Below are 17,824 nucleotides of genomic sequence, written 5' to 3' on the forward strand. Positions count from 1 at the left end.
GTATAACGGCAATATACAGATGCGACACATGGGCAATTTAGAGATGCGACAATTTTTGCCTCTCTTGCCCTTTTCAAATCGAACGCGGAAAGGAAGACTGGGCTTTCAGCAGCAAACAGCGGATGGGAGCCGTCATGTCTTGTTTGATCACGATGTCGCAGAAAGAACTCAACCGGCTGAAGACTGTTCAGCAAATCAGAGATAATCAGCTTCGTGTGGTGGAGGCAGCGGCGCTGCTTGGCCTCAGTCGTAGTCAGATTCATCGGATGTTACAGGCATTTGATCGGCTTGGTGCAGCGGGCCTTGTTTCGGGCAAGCGCGGTCGTCCGAGCAATCGCCGTTATGGCGAGGATTTCCGGAATGATATTCTGGATATTGTACGGACGTATTATCGGGACTTTGGGCCGACACTGGCCTGTGAGAAGCTGATTGAACGCCATCGGCTTTCAGTCAGCAAGGAGACGCTGCGGCAATGGATGACAGCAGCGGGATTGTGGACATCACGTCGCGAACGCAAGCGGCAACTGCATCAACCGCGCGGCCGGCGTGATTGCTTTGGTGAACTGATACAGATCGACGGCTCGCATCATTGGTGGTTCGAGGAGCGGGGTCCCAAATGCGCCCTCCTCGTTTATATCGACGATGCCACTGGCAAGCTCCTGCATTTGCGTTTTGCGGGCTCAGAGAACACGTTTGATTATTTTCATGCGACGAAGGCATATCTCCAGCAATGGGGCAAACCACTAGCTTTCTATAGCGACAAACACGGCGTTTTTCGTTCGCTTCATCCGTCGAAGCAAGATCGAACAAGCGGCCTGACACAGTTTGGTCGGGCACTTTATGAGCTCAACATCGACATTATCTGTGCCAATACTCCACAGGCCAAAGGCCGTGTTGAGCGGGCAAACAGGACTTTGCAGGATCGTCTGGTTAAGGAATTGCGGCTGCGCGGCATCGATACGATCGAAGCAGCCAATGCATATGCGCCGGAATATATTGCAGATTTCAATGCCCGTTTTGGCAAGGAGCCACGCAATCCCAAGGACATGCATCGACCGCTGGCAGCGCATGAGAATATTGATGGTGCGCTGTGCCGGAAGGAAGTGCGAACGCTGTCACAAACACTGACACTACGCTATGATAAAGTGCTGTTCATCCTGGAACCGACCGAAGTTGCAAAGCGGCTTGCGCGGCAGAAGGTCATTGTCTGCGACTATCCCGACGGACGTCTGGAGATCATGCACGGTACGGACACCCTGCCCTATACAACATTCGACAAGCTTCGTTCCATTCATCGCTCACCTGTTGTCGAGAACAAACGGCTGGATGACATGCTGTTGATCGTCGCTGAGATGCAGGCGGGACGGGAGCAGCAACGCAGCAAAAGCGGTCCGCGTCGTACTGGTCAGGCCAACCATATGTTTGGTATACCTGACGGCAGTGTCGGGAATGGCTATCAGAAGCGAGAGCGTAAATCGCGCACAGCTTACATGAACGACCCTGCCGTCATTGCCCGGCGAGAACAAGCTTTATTGAGACAGCCAGCGCCGGAATAAAGGAGTCAATGGACACCGATATCGCTTTGCGTATCTGACTCCAATTGCAGGCAAGCTGTCCAGAGCGGTGTTTTGTGGAAGGTTCCGTCGTCAAGCAAGCTGAGCCCTTCTCTTGCCTCAAAAAGCAGGCCGAGCCAGCATAAGCGTCGCAGGACACCGTACTGAAGCTCGAATTTCAGGTCCCACGCATCGACGGTTATTTCAGTGTCGGACAGATGAGCGATATCCGGATAGAGTATCTTTACAATGTCCATCGGCTTACACCCTTCTCTGGTCTTGATATTGAGCAGATTGAGATACATACGCCACCAACGCAATCGTGCCTGGATCGCCTCTTTACGTTCGGTGGCATGAATATACGAATAGAGATAATCGGTGGCGATCAGATCGAAGAAGGCTTGCGGATTGACCAGAAACTCCAGGCCACGTTTGGTTGGCAGCAGTACATTTTTCCTGCGGCGAAGAAGCTTCAGATAACGGGTCAGGTCGTGCACAACACAAAGTGGTGGCATGTCGTTTTCATTGAGCACCTTGTGCATGCTGAAGAGGTCTTTGGCTGTGAACCTGGGCCAGAGGAAGTTCTCAGCAGCCCAATGCACGAACTTGCGGTTCATCGCGCCGGTTGCCGTTAGTCCGATGCCACCCTCGCGCTGAGCATAGGCAACTGCAAGCAGCATGCCGCGAAGCAGTGGTGAGAGTGCAGCGATATCGACGTCACCTTGCAGGCAGATTTTTGGTAGCATTGTACGACTTGGATCCCTCTCCGCCCGATGCAGGTGAGCCGAGTATCAACTGCTGACAGAACAATTGCTACTAAGAAAGCTAAAGCCGAAGAGGTGGATATTCACCCGCCCCCATTCCTCGTTTGCAACCCCGACCAGCCTCTCGGAATGGGGGCTGAACGTCAGCACCTGTCGCATCTGTAATCTGCTGGGAACGTCGCAACTTTAACTTGCTAAAACAATGTGTATAACGGGGGTGGGTTCTAGTTTGAAGTGCGACTTGCAAATGATAACAATGAGTTATCCAATGCAAGGAACCCTTCATGGACCGCACCTATTCACATATTGACCTGGATGAACGTCGCAAAATAGCCCGCTGGCGCACTGCAAAGCTTTCCGTTGACGTTATTGCTGAGAAGCTTGGAAGGCATCGCTCGACGATTTTTCGTGAACTGAAACGCAATCAGTTTAACGATGATGAGATTAAGGATTTAAACGGCTATTACTGTACGATTGCTGACCAGAAATGCCGCGAGCGGCGTTCGAAGCAACGCAAGCTCATTCGGTATGATGAGCTACGGCAGTCCGTGATCGATCACATCAGCGATGGATGGTCACCGCAACAGATTGCTGGGAGAATGCGGTTGGAGCAACATCCCATCTCTGTCAGTCACGAAACAATCTATCAGTTTGTGTATTCCACCGACGGTCGAAAAGAAGAGCTTTGGAAATATCTGCCGGAACGTCGTGCCCGACGCCGCCCACGTCATGCCCGGCGTCATCATGGACGCCGCTTTCCGCCTGAACTGAGCATCTTGCACCGCACGGATATGGTTGCCAGGCGCAAGCAATTCGGTCATTGGGAGTGCGACCTCATCCAGTTTCGCAAGAGGTTCGGCAAAGCCAATGTGACGTCTCTGGTCGAGCGGGTGAGCCGCTTTACGGTTTTGTTGCGCAACAATGATCGGCAGTCACGGCCGGTGATGGATGGGGTGATTAGGGTACTCCAACCCCTGCCCCAAATGGCCCGCCGATCGATTACGTTTGATCGTGGTACTGAGTTTACAGAGTGGTGGGTTCTAGTTTGAAGTGCGACTTGCAAATGATAACAATGAGTTATCCAATGCAAGGAACTCGTCATGGACCGTACCTATTCGCATCTAGATTTGGATGAACGTCGCAAAATAGCCCGCTGGCGCACTGCAAAGCTTTCCGTTGACGTTATTGCTGAGAAGCTTGGAAGGCATCGCTCGACGATTTTTCGTGAACTGAAACGCAATCAGTTTAACGATGATGAGATTAAGGATTTAAACGGCTATTACTGTACGATTGCTGACCAGAAATGCCGCGAGCGGCGTTCGAAGCAACGCAAGCTCATTCGGTATGATGAGCTACGGCAGTCCGTGATCGATCACATCAGCGATGGATGGTCACCGCAACAGATTGCTGGGAGAATGCGGTTGGAGCAACATCCCATCTCTGTCAGTCACGAAACAATCTATCAGTTTGTGTATTCCACCGACGGTCGAAAAGAAGAGCTTTGGAAATATCTGCCGGAACGTCGTGCCCGACGCCGCCCACGTCATGCCCGGCGTCATCATGGACGCCGCTTTCCGCCTGAACTGAGCATCTTGCACCGCACGGATATGGTTGCCAGGCGCAAGCAATTCGGTCATTGGGAGTGCGACCTCATCCAGTTTCGCAAGAGGTTCGGCAAAGCCAATGTGACGTCTCTGGTCGAGCGGGTGAGCCGCTTTACGGTTTTGTTGCGCAACAATGATCGGCAGTCACGGCCGGTGATGGATGGGGTGATTAGGGTACTCCAACCCCTGCCCCAAATGGCCCGCCGATCAATCACGTTTGATCGTGGCACTGAGTTTACAGAATGGTCGTATCTACAGAATGGGATAGGGTCTCAAACATGGTTTTGTGATCCGCAGTCACCCTGGCAGAAAGGCACTGTTGAGAACACCAATAGGCGCACAAGACGCTGGCTTCCCCGAGACCTTGATCCGCTCACCCTCAGTGATCGAGACCTCGCATTCATCTGTCATCGCCTCAACAATACACCGCGTAAATGTTTAGGATATAAAACGCCCGCAGAAGTCTTCCGACAAAAACTCATCTCAAACAGACATCGTTTTGCGTAAGCTCAAACGGCAAAAGTCGCGCTTCACCCTGACCTCACAAGCATTTAAAATACCGATTCCAGATGGTAGGTCTGGAGCATTCTTTAGAACATCAAGATTATCAATCCATGCGAAGTAACCATCGATCAAAGAACCCATTGCGTTATATGTGAACCCAGTTTCGTTTCCAGTTTTTTTCTCATTTTCCGACATTTTAACGGTCCCCCTGGAATAGCTGCGTAAGTGAGATTTTCTGTGCTGAAGAGGATTCAATAACCATGAGCGCAAGTAAGATAATTGTCCAAAATGCGACAGGAATAAATATTCCTGTAAGAATAAAAACGGAGTTATTCTCCGAAATAGGCATCCAACGAATAATACCGTCGGGATTGTTCTCAAACCATGAGTGTGAACCGCTCATTCCGAATGCAGATATATTCAACATTACAAAAGCGCAACATGCAGAGAAAATTGATATAGAGATAATATCTGCAATATATACTTTATATTCTCCGGCAACGAAGAATATTTCTTTTGATTTGGCAGAAAAATAGACGCGAAGAAAAGAGGCGAGACCACAAAGAAAAAACTGTAAGAATAAACCTCCAACGAAAGCGTCTGCAAAAGCAGGTTTGCTTGCCTCGAGGTAAGCTACGTCAAGACGGATACGATGTAGCATAGGCAAGTGTTACCAATCGAACGAAAACAGTCGAAGAAATGCTGCGGGCATGAAAACTACTGCACAGCTTACGAAGTAAAGAGATTCAGAAATTCTGATCTTAACTTTCTGATCCACATAATTGATCTTGTTTAGTTCAGGACGCATGTTCTTGAATTTGTACGAAAAGCCGATTTGCTGCTGCATTACTCCCCCCCTCCCATCTCCAACAAATCATCCACAGCCGCCCTTTTAACAGCCGTTAGAGACCCACAGCCTTTTTAACCCACGGACCCGCTCACGAAGTTTCGCGCAACACGCTTTTAAAGATGCTATAAATACCCTCACCGATACCCCTCATTTCCCGATTGAAAAGCGATTTCCAAATTTTTTTGAGGCTCTGTCAAGAAGTAACCGTTACAATGAATTCAAGTAACTTTGCTGTAACCCTGCGCTTACAACTTCAATGCCGGTGGTCTCGGTAAATTGGGTGACGAATTGCTCTTCACAGATCATTCTGTCTGAACGCCGTCGGTTGTTCGAGCTGAAGCAGCTTACATTCCCTCTCGGCGATATAACTTAGTACTCAAAGCCATAATCAATAGAAGATCTTGCTTTATAGCGAGGACGACAGGGCCTTAATGAGCCTGCTAATGCCGAGCGGACGGCGCGAAACGCGCTGGATGGACGATATTTAAAGAACCGCATAGCGCCGAAAGCAAATGCAGCGATAATTAAAGCCGTAAACGTCCACCACCGGATGTGAAAAAAGAACAATGGCAGAAAGAGTACGAAATACCCATCCAACATGAAGAAGGATGGGTTTCGCATTGTTTCACGCCATTCCACCGTTCTGCCGAAGATGTCGGACTGATGACTCATTCTGCTGCCTCTTGCGACTGTAATTGAACCGCGTGAGGCATTGGCACACCCTGCAAGAACAAAATGCCGACCGTGTTGCCTGCATTGAGTTTAACAAGTGGGCCTTTGGGCGCTAAACGCTCAATATCCTGGGCCATGCGCTGGCCGACTTTGCCTGCACCTGCATAGAGCCCCTGCTCAAATCGCGGCTTTTGCTGGTTCATCATTGCATAGCCGGGGCCATAGATGATGGAGCGACCGCTTTTAGCAAGCGTTGATCCCAGCCCCTCTATGAAAGATGCAGCGATCAAAGGCGCGTAACGCGCAAAGTAGCGCCTATCGACTTCGGATTGTACGGCTATTGATCCCTTGGCGGCATCCACTGCATAGGCTGACACCTGCGTTTCCGAGCCATCGGGGAACACCATGCGGTTAAATTGAACGATCAACGCGTTCGTTGTGTCATTCTGTTTGAATTCGCCGATCATGCGGGCTTTATACAAAGGACCTTTTTTCATGATCTCGACAACGACGGGACCGGGTGTGTCGGAGTCGGTACTGTTTATGAGACGCGCAAAAGCAAATTGGCCAGCATTGATCGCATTGTTGGGTGAAAAATCTTCGCCCCCTATTTGCTCCTGAGCTTTTTGTGTACGGTCAAGCACCGCCTGCTTACGCTGCGCGGGGGTCTTATAAAGATCCTGATTGAGAACAATGGTGTTTGTTGATCCGGCAACACCCCAACCCCGTTCATATTCGGTTGCCTTGGTAGCAATCCGGCTCGCTAACTGATTGATCCGCGAATAGTCCACTGCAGGCTGTGGCGACGCAGCCGCCTGTGTCGTAACGACTGGCGATCTTGCGTCTTGCTCAGGCTCATTGGCTGGAGCAACAGGCTTGCGGAAATTGGTCAGTGGTTTTGGTTTGTCGTCAATGTCGCGCAATGGTTCGTCAGGTGTTGCAACGAAACTCTCGCCGTCTTGCTCGGCCTTTTCTGCATTGCGACGATTGACCGTATCAAGCGTCTCTTTATAGCGCTGGCTTTCTGCGAGCTGCTTGCCTGCCGGTGTCGTATCAACCGAGGGTGGTCTGGATATGCGGGAATTGCCCAGATCCTTAGTATGCATTGCTTTAAACACGGTGAGGCCAACCCCGCAAACGAGGACGGCTCCACCGAGCAAATAGAAAGTCGAATTAAAACGTGCACGCTTGTGGCGTTTGATAACCGACTGTTCAAGACCGGACTTTGGCGCCTCTACAGTTGGCGTTACAGGTTCTGGGGCATTTTCGGTCAATTTGAAATCCTCACACGTTCGATTGTACCGTTGCGGGAAATGAGAGCGACGGGGGATTTTTTAATCCGATAAGCGTGAACACCGCCGGGACCGGTCAACACAGATGACCAGGATGGTGAAACAAGCGTGTCCTGTGTACGGAGAAAGTAATCACCGGAATAGGTCCACACATCTGTATCGGGGTCCGTGGTGCGAAGCTGAACGGCACCCTTTGGCAGCCCCGTTCCTTGAACAAATGCCATCATGACACCGTCGCTGGGTGCGACCTTGGCCGATACGGTGGATGGGTTCACGGCCGCATTGGGGCCATAGCCTTCAACGGTAATATCTCGTCGCGCCAAGGCTGTGTTCTGACTGGTCTTAAGATTGAGAACGATTGGCCTGCTTTCTTCAACAAGAGAGACGATCAGGTTTGAATAGCCGTGCGATTGCAAGGCGCTGATTGCGAGCTTGTTTGAGCCTTCCTGAAGTGCGTAGACCTGAAACCTGTCGGCACGTCCAACAACATAAGACGCCACAGGCCATGCTTTGCCGGTGCGATCATAAAAACTGATAACGGAAACTGTGTTGGGAGCGGTTGGTATCGCGGACACAGCTTGATCAGGCTTTAAGGATAGCCGGATGGCATCGCTCATCAGTCGGGGTTGTTCGCCCGATGGTGGCTCGGATGCTGCTTTCTCAATATCATCCACACGCTTGCGATAGTCACGGATCATCTCGGGCGTCATCGGCATCAAGGATTGAACGGCTGCGCCATAGGCGGTTATCACTTCTGGTGACAACGGCTTATCGAGTTCGTCCAGCGACTGCAAAAGCCGGTCTGTGCCGATGATAGGCGGCAACTCGTCTTTCTTGGAGCCGTTCGGACTGGGACGCGCCATGGGTGCTTGTCCGAAGCGGGTCGGATCCTGCTTTGATGAAGCCGGTGGGTCAGACTTGAGGTTTTGTGGTGAAGCTTTCTGCTCCGGCAAAACCGCAACAGGGATATTATGTGTCGATTGCGCAAATGCCGGACCAGCCAGCGGATGTAAAAGTAACAGCGCGGGAAGGATTGCGGTTCTCATTTTATGCTCCTGGAGCTGCATTGAAGTTGGCAACAGCGATGGCACGTGGATATTCGTTGGTCTTCATGCGGGTCAGCGTCATCGTCACCATGAAATTCTGCCCTGTGATCTGACTGGATGACTGATAGGTCACGCGTAAAGGCAGCTGCACGATCCAATTGTAGATGCCCTCAGGGTTCAGCCCTTCCCTGACGATTACCGCTCTTTGTGCAATGGCAGTCGTGTTCAGTCTCTGGTTTTTGACAAGATCGATCTGACCGCTTCGATTGAGGGCATCGACAAACGAGTTCCAACCAACCGGCACCGCAAAATAGGGCTTCATGTCTTCAAATTCGGCCCGATAATTCGAGAAAGAATATGTAAGTGCCCGGGTTGCCGCTTCGGTTGCAAAGCCGGCAATTTCTGCGGGGCTTAAGTATGGCTCGGCCAAGGGAACAAGCCGCGTAATGCTTCCAGACGAATTGGTGGCAAAATAGACGGGCGTGGGCCTTGAGATAGCAAGGAGCGTTGCAGCCATTGCACAAATAGCAGTTGTGGCTGCAAGGCTGATCGCAATAAACGTCATGCGCCGATAAGCAGAACGATAGGTTTCTGCTCTCATCAGTACAGATTCAACACGCCCATAATCGTTACTGCTCATTTTTTCCCCTGCCGTCGGCTTTTCCAGCACTCACAATGGCTTTGATCTTTTCCTCGCTGATCTGACCATAGAAAATCTGGTTACCCTGATCGGTCTTGTAGAGATAGAACGGAACGCTGTTTAAGCGGTTCTTGCGAAACCATTTGACGTTCTTTGTCATGGCCTTGATGACATTCTTGTCCATCTGATTGACGGGTAAGGGTGTGCGCTCCAGCTCACCGTTGAGCATGTCTTCACTGTGCTTGATGAATGTCTCGCCGGGGTTTTTGTCTTGAACAAAACTGACGGCGAGCTGAAACGATAAGGCAGACAGAACCGGTGTCGGAATGATGCGCAATTCAATCTCGCCGCGATCCAAGTACGGCTTCAGCTCAACCAGTGACTTTGCACAAAACGGGCAACGGGGATCGGCCAACATATAGAGGACCGGCGCCCGCTCTTTGAACCTGTTGGCCTGTATCCACATGGAATAGCTATCGGCCTGATCGCGCAGTTCAGCCAGTGTATTAAATGTTGGAACCGATTGCTCATCCATGCCGCTCGCAGCGCGTGCGTCAAAGGTGGCCGTTGTCGATGCTGGTGGTAAGCCACGAATTGTTGGCACAGTCTCCGCTTCTGGCACCGGTGGCTTTGTTGGCGGTACTTTATCGTTCCGCGTTGCAGACCTTGGCTTGAGTGGATCCACTGAAGTGAGTGACGCAAAAATATCTTCCCCTTCCGGACCGAAGATCTTGCCTCGGATCAGCAAGCCCTCCTCCGTCGTAAAAGCGATTTCAGGGCGTTGATCAGGCAACAGAATGGACCAGACTTGCAGACCACCCATTTTGAACAACAGTTTTGTTTTTAAACTCTCTTCGAATAATACCCTATGAGCATAATCAGATATTTGAGTATCAATCTTGTATTCTTTTGTATTTAGTTGAGCATTTGCGTTGCTTCCGTATCCAATAAGTAGAATAATTAATAAGTTAACTCCCAATTTATTGCTCATTATATATATACTCATGTATTATATTGGAATTATCTTTAGATTGATGTATTAAAAATAAATATACAAGTTAAAACTGCCGCATTGATTATTTTTAGAACCGAACGATTTTTTAATCACGATTGAGAGGCAAGCATGAGTGTTGAGTGGGAGAACGGCGACGATAGAGATGGCTTTGCCTTGCAAATGCTTGCGGTTGTCGTCGTCTCAGCAATTAATTCCGCCATTGGCGGTTGGGGCCTGGCCAAGCTGACGCATGGACCCTCCCCCAAAATGGATCGCTCAGAGATAACAGCGCTCCAGCGAAAAACAGCCGCGTTTGAAGACAGTCTGAAACAGCAGGTTTTAGAAACGGCAACGTTACGCCATCAGCTGGCAAACCTCACCAGTGAAAACGGCATCATTGTCCGCCTTGTCGGGCATGTGAAAGCACTCAAAGAGCGTAACCAGCTGCTGACGGAAATCGTCATGCAACAACAGGAGAATGTTGGGAGCAGAACAGGGATTTCAGCAAACGGCCTCACCATGACGGGCGCCGAAGGAGCGGCTTTAAGCGAGCAAAACATCGCTTCACCCACCCGGCTTATGGTGGTCACGCCATCAAAGAATTCGAAAGCTGAACCGGAGAAAACAACATCCACGAAAGAGGCTGTTGAAGAGGGAGAATAATGCATGGAGGGACTTGCCGGACTGATGGAGCGTGCCGCAGCCCTCATGCCACCGTTTCAGTCTTTGGTGGTTGCGATTGTCTATTGTATTGGGCTTTTGTGCGCACTTAATTCTCTGCGTGGCTTTGCGGCTGTCAGTGACCGTAGCCTTTCACCCAGGGGCTGGTCTCAAGCTGGGTGGCAGGGGCCTGCATTTCTCTTCGTGTTGGCGGTGGCGTTTGTTTCGCTCTCGAGTGTCATGTCCGTATTTCTCATGTCAATTTTTGGCATGGATCAGACATACGCTGCCAGTGAAGCTTTTGCTTATGCACCTCAGCTCCTGAAGCCTGCCAATAACGAAATGGGGCGCAAGGTTATTATATCCGTAATAAGAATAATTCAGTTTATCGGATTAATCGCATTCGTACGCGGCATATATATAGCAAATCTATCGGCAATATATCCAAACAGAGGCATGATATCAAAAGGCCTGACACATATTGTCGGCGGGATATTTGCAATGAATTTAGTAGCATTTCTTGAGATTTTAGAAAAGTTTTTACTCAATACCTAGAGGCCATTTTTTATGACGAAAACCCAGGCAATTTTATTGGCAAGCACCGCGACCATTGCCAGCGCACCGGCGGTGGCTGCATCTTCTGGCGGCGTTGGCGACATGGCATCAAACCTGCGCACCGAGGCGGTTGGACCTATCGCGGATCTGATCGGCTCCCTCGCTTTCGTCTTTGGTGTGATTGCAGGGATTATAGGCTTGTGGATGTTATTTCAACACCGCCGCAATCCCCATGACCCAAACAACAGCGTCGGCAAAGCAATTATGTCGTTTTTCGTGGCTGCGGGATTGATTGGCATCCCAAGCTATCTCGGCGTTGGGGTTGCAACCTTCTTTGGCTCCGGAGCCACAACCACATCTGTTGATGGCTCTTTGCGATCGATAAACTGATGGCAATCATACGCGATACACTGAATGGACTTGCTTATCTCCTGAGCGGGTCTGTTTTGCGTAAAACTTTGGAAAGCTACTGCCGTCTTGTCACCGTGACGGGCGACCACGTGCTGGTGGCCGATGACGGCTCGCTTGTCAGTCTATTCCGCCTGGAAGGCTGTCGGTCCATAAAAGGATCGGCAGAACTTTCAGAAGATGTAGCAAAGCTACGTTTGTCACTGGCGTCACAGTTCGGCACACGTGGTTTCACCCTGCAATTCTGGTTTGGTCATCTTCCTGATGTTGGCCTCGCGGAACTTGAGAATATTCTGGCGGGAACCCTCAACATTGCGCGGGGAGCTGAGCTTGATGTTAATGACCTGATCGAAGAGCGCCAAGCCCGTTTGCCCGACAAGCTGAGCGGCGAACGTGCCTATATCGTCTTGTGGTCACGGCCGACAATGCTGTCGCGCGAAGAAAGCCGTACTTCAGCGGCAGTCCTCAATGACGAGATCAAACAGCTTCCGCCCGCAGTAACAGCACAACTCCCCCTACCGGCACTGCCGGCGCTTCTAACCCGGCATGACGCACTTGTTGAATCGCTTTCACGCGAGACTAAACGATGTGATTTTGATGTTGAATTGCTGAATGTTCGTGAAGCACTAGCCGAAATCAAGGGCGTTCTGAACCCGGAGTTTCTCGCTGCTTCAAACGACTGGACGCCAGTTTTGCCTGGAGATTATTTGCGGGCAAAAATGCCCAACACCGATATCGAGCTGCAAGGCAAGGATTTCTCGCATCTCCTATGGCCGTCGCTTACCTCACAAATCATGTCCGAAGACAGCACTCTGCTCAATGACCGCGTGTTTGAATTTGGTAGTAAAATCTATTATGGCTTTGACATTGTTCTTGGTCCCGAACAGGTCGTGAATTTCAACGATCTGATCTCGCGCATTCTTGATCAGCGCCGCAAGATTTCATGGCGGGTCTCGATGCTCGTTGATAGCGGTGGATTTCAAGGGCAAGTTTTCAAAGAGAACTATGTCAACCTGTTGAGCTTTACAGGTCGCATCACCAATGGCCGCATTAAAAAGGCTTTCGAGACGGCACGAGCCAAGGACGGCGATGGTGAAACCGTTGTTCGCTGGCGGGCATCCTTTGCCGCATGGTGTGATCAGGGCGATGAAAAGCAGCTTTTGTCCGATATTGCGACTTTGCGCCAAACCGTACACGGTTGGGGTAATTGCCAGACAGATATGCAGGTTGGCGATCCTGTTGAATGTATCATGTCATCGGCATTGGGTATCAGTGCTGCCTCAACTGCGCCCGCTGCATCAGCTTATCTTTCCGATGTATTTGCGCTGGCTCCATTTGCGCGACCGTCCAGTCCCTGGCGCCGCGGATCGATCCTGTTTCGCACGCATGACGGGAAATTATGGCCGTATAATCCCGGTTCTTCGCGCCAACTTGGTTGGGTTGATATCATCGTGGGTCAGCCCGGCACTGGTAAATCGGTGCTATCAAACTCAATGAACCTGTCGATTGCACTGTCGCCGCAAGTCGGGCGTTCAAAAACCGGCACATCCTTGCTGCCCCGTATATCGATCATCGACATTGGACCATCGAGTGAGGGGTTCATCAATCTGCTCAAAGAAGCTCTGCCGCCTTCGCGTCGTCACGAGGTTATGCATCTCCGCCTGCAAAACCGTGAGCAATATGCAGTCAATCCGTTTGATCTCCAATTGGGCATGCGCAAACCATTTGCCTATGAACTGGAATATCTGGTCAACCTCATTTGTCTTTGTTGCACGCCAGATAACCGGGAGAGCCCATATGATGGCATCAGTGCTTTGGCGCGGGCAGCCATTCTGGAGGCTTACGAATATTATTCCGATAAAATCGCACCAAAGCGCTATGCAGCAACGGATAGTGTGGATGTTGATACGGCGCTTAAAAATCTTGGCTTTGAATTAGACAGTGCGACCACCTGGTATGAAGTGGTGGACTTCCTGTTTCGGAACGGCAAATATCACGAAGCCACACTCGCGCAACGATTTGCCGTTCCGGTACTGGCCGATCTCGTCAGCATGTCCAACAGGGAAACGGTCAAGGAACCGTTTCGTGAAATGCATGTGGAATCGACCGGTGAAACGGTTGTTGTTGCATTCCAACGCATGATTACAGCGGCGTGCCGCGATTTTCCGCTGCTTGCCTACCCGACCCGTTTCAGCGTGGCGGGTGCGCGTATTATTGCCTTTGATCTGGAAGCGGTTGCCACCAATTCGGGCGCTCACGCACATCGGCAATCGGCAGTCATGTACATGCTGGCCCGCCACACCATCACAACCGATTTCTGGCTGCATGATGATGACCTGAAGGATGACAGCATCCCGCCAAATATTCGCGCCTATCACGCACAGCGCGTGAGCGATAACAAGCAGATGCATAAGCGTCTGGCCTATGATGAGTATCATAGGACGGGAGGGCTGACCTTTTTTCGTAAGCAAAATCAGAATGATGCTCGTGTGGGACGCAAAACCGGTGTTCAGCAGGTCTATGCATCGCAGCTCATTGAGGATTTTGACAAGGAAGTTCAGGAGCTCGCGAATAATTTCTTCTTCTGCAATGTGCCAACTGAAAGTAGCATTCAAGCGCTCGGCAAGACCTACAACCTTTCGGAAACGGTCAAAAATGTATTGCGTGGCCTGAATGGCCCGATCTCGGGCCAAGGTGCGCCATTTGTTGCGATGATGAAGCTCAAAACGGGGCGCTACATTCAGTCTCTCGTCAATGATATCGGCCCGATTGAGAATTGGGCCCTCTCCACCACGCAAGATGACACCGCTCTCCGCGCGCTTCTCTACGAAACCTTTGGCCCAAAAATGGCACGCCGCGTTCTCGCAAAACGCTTTCCGACCGGAACCGCTACTGAACTCCTTGAAACGCGCAAAGCCGAAATGGAAGCGCGGGGGCAGACTGTAGATGACCGCGCCAAAGACAACATTATCCGAACGATTGCCGACGAAATCATAAGAGGGTTCCGTGATGTTTAAGACGATATTTTCAATTGCAATTGGTTTGACGCTTGTGCTGGTGGGAATGACGCCAGGTCAGGCAGACACGCCAAAAAAAGCAGGAAATGAGCAGCAGTTTCTTCAATATCAGCCCGATCTGACGATCAAATTTGATGGCTCGGACCCACAAGCAACCTCGGTCGCCCGGAAAATGTACGGACACCAGTTTAGATATGTGGAAGCAAAGCGGCTGTGGCTGAAAGAGCCAGATGCGGGCTTTGAGCAAATGGTCCTGAAGCTTTCAACGGAAAAAAGCTGCACGGATGATTGCCTTTATGCTGTTTTGTTTCACGACGACAAGCAATGGCTGGAACTATGGCGCGGCAAAGCGAAGAACCTTCAGTTTGGCCCGGTTGGAGATAATGGGCTTCGCGGCATCTATGACGGAACCCGTATGTGGAAATGGACGGGTGATGAATACTGGCCTCAGCTTGCCGAAACTAAATTCGACTTTCGTCCGATTAAACCCGTCGAGAAAGCAGCTGTCGATAAAGACCTCGCAAGAAAATCCGACGATAGACGCAGCGACACAAAATACTCTGTGCTTGACCTTCCGCTTAACGATGGAAACGGAGCAATCATATCAATCAGTAGCTTATATTATTGCGGTCAAACACTCTGCACAGTGTTTGTTCTCGACGAAAGGGCGAAAATCCTTGCAAAATACGGCTCGATGGAAGGTCAAGCTGGCGCTTCCTCTCTTCGCGACGCCAACAATAATCCATTAGTTGAAACTGTGAGCTTCAACGGGCTCAACCTTTATAAAATTGGCTCTGATACCCCTGCCTATGAAATTGCGGCACAAAAGCCCACAATTGCAGGGAAGAAGCGCAAATGAACCTACGCGCAATTTCCCTCCCCACTATCATAACCCTTCCCTTATGCGTGACAGCTGTTTCAGCACTTGCTGATTACAATCAGGATGTCGCGAAATTCGAAGGCGGGGACTCCTACTCTGTGATGAACAGTAATGCATCCTCTGCACTCGGCAAATATCAGATCACCGCTGGCACGTGGGAGAACCTCGGATATCTCACCTATAACGGTAGCGGTAGCAAATCTGATTATTCGAACTATTCCTTCACGGATAAGGCCAAGAATTCGGGCGTGAGTTCGCTCAGTGATCTTAGGAACTCCTCGGCAGGTGCTGCTTTACAGGATAGAGCCAATCAGGAATTGGCATCAAGCAACTGGGCCACCATGAGCGATCAGACGCGTGGGTTGGTCGGGCAGACTGTCAATGGTGTGGTGATGAGCCAGGATGGCTTACTGCAAGCGGCGCACTTTTTAGGTGCCCAGGGCCTCAACGACTGGGTAGCTAGCGGTTTTGACCCAAGGGTATTGCCGCCAGCGTATTTGAAGGCCAATGGCTTCAAATCCTATGAGGAATTACAAGCCTATCTGATGAACCGCATAGCAGGTGGGGCCGGCAATAGCGGACTAGCCGGTGGTCAGGGGACAGGTGGCGCCCCGATGTATCCGGATACTGCCGGTTTCCCTGGCATCGGCAGTGTGCGGCCTGTTCTCATACAAGAAAGACCGCCGTTTCAAGGTGAGAAAGGGACATTATGATGCGAAACTTACTTTGCAGCATGATGGTACTTGCGGCCTGCGTTCAGGCCAGTGCCGACCCGATGGACAGCCTGTTTGCCAATTCCGGCGAAGCTTGCCTTCCTGCCGTGAAGGTCAATCTTAAAGATGCTATCCGCAATGGTATTGAAGGTGAAGTAAAGCGGCGCGAACAAGCTTTAAAGATGCCCGCACCATTGGCGGGTTTAAGCTGTCTGGACAGTCTGATGGATGTCAATCTCGATACAGCCATCCAACTACCAAGCCTCAATAGCTTGTTCAACGGGGCGCTGTCAGACGCACAAAACCAAGTCTGTTCAATGGCGCGAGATCAAATCGAAAAAGTTACAGAACCGCTTCAGAATGCCTTTAGCATCCCGCCGATCCACGGATTAAATCTACCCGGTACTGGCGCAAATGGCGGACCTGATATCGATTTCGGTGTCAGTAACGGAGCTATAGGCCGATTCGGCGCCGAGATTGTGAACACTGGCCCTCGTGAGAACGCCCAAACCATAATGGACGAACTATATCGCGGTCTTTACGGAGGAGCGATGTGATGAAGAAGCGCAACTCTTATATGGCCGTATCACTGTTCTCTATTTTGGCAGGAACCAGTGCAGCCTCTGCAGCCTGCGACTGCCGAAGCATCCGCAACATCGTCAATGATGGCGTTGAACGTGTCAATGAGCATACAACCGATGTCGGCAAGTCGATTTCTAAGACCATCCTTGATGGCGTTGCGCAGTTAAGCGCCTATTCAAGGCGCTCGACCGAAGCGCAGAAGCGCATCACGGAAGCCGCTCAGGTTAATGACGTGACCCGCGAAAAGCAGATTGCACGTGGACTGGCAGAGAGTGGCCGCTATGATCCCGCTCCATCTGCCTGCGCCGATCTTTCGGGGATCTTCAGTATTGGTAAAGCTGGCGGCGGCATGGGGCTGAGCGGCAAAGACATTACCAATGCCTCAAGAAACTGGTCCTACGGCAATGAAGATATCGGCGCACCCGTTGCACAAGGTGGTCTGGCCGTTGCCAACGCGATCATTACCGACCGTGACCGATTTAAGGGCACTGGCGGCTTTGCCGATCCGACTTCAGACGCACGTCTGATCACCGATGCGATAACCCTTGATACAACCAAAAAGGAAATCGCAGGCGCACAGATCCGCCTCGTTAACAATATTGTCGACCCAGTACCGGCAAAGCCGATCACAGCGCTTGAGGCAAAGTCCCCTGCTGGTAAAGCGCAGATTGCGGCGCGTCAGGTTGATGCCAGTAGACGTTCAGCCGCACACGCAATCATGAGCTACCTCGGTGATCTGGTCACACCAACCGGCAGCTCAGAACTCGCGGCCTGGGCGAAAAAGGCCGCACCCCAAGGCTATCCCTATGCGATTGGAGATCAGGTCTCGCAGCTACAAGCCATGGATATTTTTGTCCGTTCGCGTTTTTCCAACGCGAGATGGCATGAACAGATTGCCCAGATGTCACCAGATGCCATTCAACGTGAACAATTGCTGGCAACAGCCCTGACCCAGCAAATTGAATGGATGCGGTTTGATCTAGAACGACGCAACGCAGTCGCGCTTGCAGCCCTCCTCTCTTCCACCCTCGACGATCGCGATACCCAAGCTACCAGCATTCCGATTGCTCCGGGATCAGGCGGCACTTGA

At 51.0% G+C, this 17,824-nt stretch carries 17 protein-coding genes and 1 pseudogene; 11 read left to right on the plus strand and 7 right to left on the minus strand.

Annotated elements, in window-relative coordinates:
- Positions 1–134 precede the first annotated feature (134 nt).
- Entirely contained in the window at positions 135–1,556 is a 1,422-nt protein-coding gene (locus KMS41_25770) for an ISNCY family transposase (protein QWK81249.1), read from the plus strand.
- A gap of 5 nt (positions 1,557–1,561) precedes the next feature.
- Here the strand turns inward: KMS41_25770 and KMS41_25775 are convergent, their stop codons facing one another.
- Positions 1,562–2,299, minus strand: a complete 738-nt coding sequence (locus KMS41_25775) for a hypothetical protein (protein ID QWK81250.1) — start codon at positions 2,297–2,299, stop codon at positions 1,562–1,564.
- 302 nt (positions 2,300–2,601) lie between these two features.
- Between KMS41_25775 and KMS41_25780 the strand changes: the two are divergent.
- Positions 2,602–3,351, plus strand: a pseudogene (locus tag KMS41_25780) (IS30 family transposase).
- Between the two features lie 66 nt (positions 3,352–3,417).
- Positions 3,418–4,428 carry an IS30 family transposase gene (locus KMS41_25785; protein QWK81251.1) on the plus strand — a complete coding sequence of 337 codons (1,011 nt, stop codon included), beginning with the start codon at positions 3,418–3,420 and terminating at the stop codon, positions 4,426–4,428.
- A gap of 193 nt (positions 4,429–4,621) precedes the next feature.
- On the opposite strand, the gene KMS41_25790 is transcribed toward KMS41_25785, so the two are convergent.
- From KMS41_25790 to KMS41_25815, 6 genes are all read right to left on the minus strand, one after another.
- Positions 4,622–5,086 carry a hypothetical protein gene (locus KMS41_25790; GenBank protein QWK81252.1) on the minus strand — a complete coding sequence of 155 codons (465 nt, stop codon included), beginning with the start codon at positions 5,084–5,086 and terminating at the stop codon, positions 4,622–4,624.
- A 558-nt stretch (positions 5,087–5,644) separates the two neighbouring features.
- Entirely contained in the window at positions 5,645–5,947 is a 303-nt protein-coding gene (gene icmT, locus KMS41_25795; GenBank protein ID QWK81253.1) for an IcmT/TraK family protein, read from the minus strand.
- Complete coding sequence (locus KMS41_25800; protein ID QWK81254.1) at positions 5,944–7,221, minus strand: hypothetical protein; 1,278 nt, start codon at positions 7,219–7,221, stop codon at positions 5,944–5,946. The genes icmT and KMS41_25800 overlap by 4 nt, the downstream gene beginning before the upstream one ends.
- Entirely contained in the window at positions 7,218–8,285 is a 1,068-nt protein-coding gene (locus KMS41_25805; GenBank protein QWK81255.1) for a hypothetical protein, read from the minus strand. Before KMS41_25805 ends, KMS41_25800 begins: the two co-directional genes overlap by 4 nt.
- 1 nt (position 8,286) lies before the next feature.
- Positions 8,287–8,925 carry a type IVB secretion system apparatus protein IcmL/DotI gene (locus KMS41_25810; protein QWK81256.1) on the minus strand — a complete coding sequence of 213 codons (639 nt, stop codon included), beginning with the start codon at positions 8,923–8,925 and terminating at the stop codon, positions 8,287–8,289.
- Positions 8,915–9,916, minus strand: coding sequence for a thioredoxin fold domain-containing protein (locus KMS41_25815; GenBank protein ID QWK81257.1), 1,002 nt, complete (start codon positions 9,914–9,916; stop codon positions 8,915–8,917). Before KMS41_25815 ends, KMS41_25810 begins: the two co-directional genes overlap by 11 nt.
- 132 nt (positions 9,917–10,048) lie before the next feature.
- On the opposite strand from KMS41_25815, the gene KMS41_25820 reads away from it, so the two are divergent.
- The 8 genes from KMS41_25820 (at position 10,049) to KMS41_25855 (ending at position 17,824) form a co-directional block, all read left to right on the plus strand.
- Entirely contained in the window at positions 10,049–10,582 is a 534-nt protein-coding gene (locus KMS41_25820; protein QWK81258.1) for a hypothetical protein, read from the plus strand.
- Between the two features lie 3 nt (positions 10,583–10,585).
- On the plus strand, positions 10,586–11,134 hold the full coding sequence (locus tag KMS41_25825; protein ID QWK81259.1) for a hypothetical protein: 549 nt from the start codon (positions 10,586–10,588) through the stop codon (positions 11,132–11,134).
- Positions 11,135–11,146: 12 nt separating this feature from the next.
- Entirely contained in the window at positions 11,147–11,524 is a 378-nt protein-coding gene (locus KMS41_25830) for a hypothetical protein (GenBank protein QWK81260.1), read from the plus strand.
- Entirely contained in the window at positions 11,524–14,559 is a 3,036-nt protein-coding gene (locus KMS41_25835) for a hypothetical protein (GenBank protein QWK81261.1), read from the plus strand. The genes KMS41_25830 and KMS41_25835 overlap by 1 nt, the downstream gene beginning before the upstream one ends.
- Positions 14,552–15,418 (plus strand): hypothetical protein, encoded by an 867-nt coding sequence (locus tag KMS41_25840; GenBank protein ID QWK81262.1) that lies wholly within the window; start codon positions 14,552–14,554, stop codon positions 15,416–15,418. Before KMS41_25835 ends, KMS41_25840 begins: the two co-directional genes overlap by 8 nt.
- Positions 15,415–16,152, plus strand: a complete 738-nt coding sequence (locus tag KMS41_25845; GenBank protein QWK81263.1) for a hypothetical protein — start codon at positions 15,415–15,417, stop codon at positions 16,150–16,152. The genes KMS41_25840 and KMS41_25845 overlap by 4 nt, the downstream gene beginning before the upstream one ends.
- Before the next feature lie 62 nt (positions 16,153–16,214).
- A complete protein-coding gene (locus KMS41_25850) occupies positions 16,215–16,709 on the plus strand; it encodes a hypothetical protein (GenBank protein QWK81264.1) in 495 nt (164 codons plus the stop codon).
- Positions 16,709–17,824 (plus strand): hypothetical protein, encoded by a 1,116-nt coding sequence (locus KMS41_25855; protein QWK81265.1) that lies wholly within the window; start codon positions 16,709–16,711, stop codon positions 17,822–17,824. Before KMS41_25850 ends, KMS41_25855 begins: the two co-directional genes overlap by 1 nt.

This window comes from Ochrobactrum sp. BTU1 (genome assembly GCA_018798825.1).
In the GTDB taxonomy this organism is placed as follows: Bacteria; Pseudomonadota; Alphaproteobacteria; order Rhizobiales; family Rhizobiaceae; genus Brucella.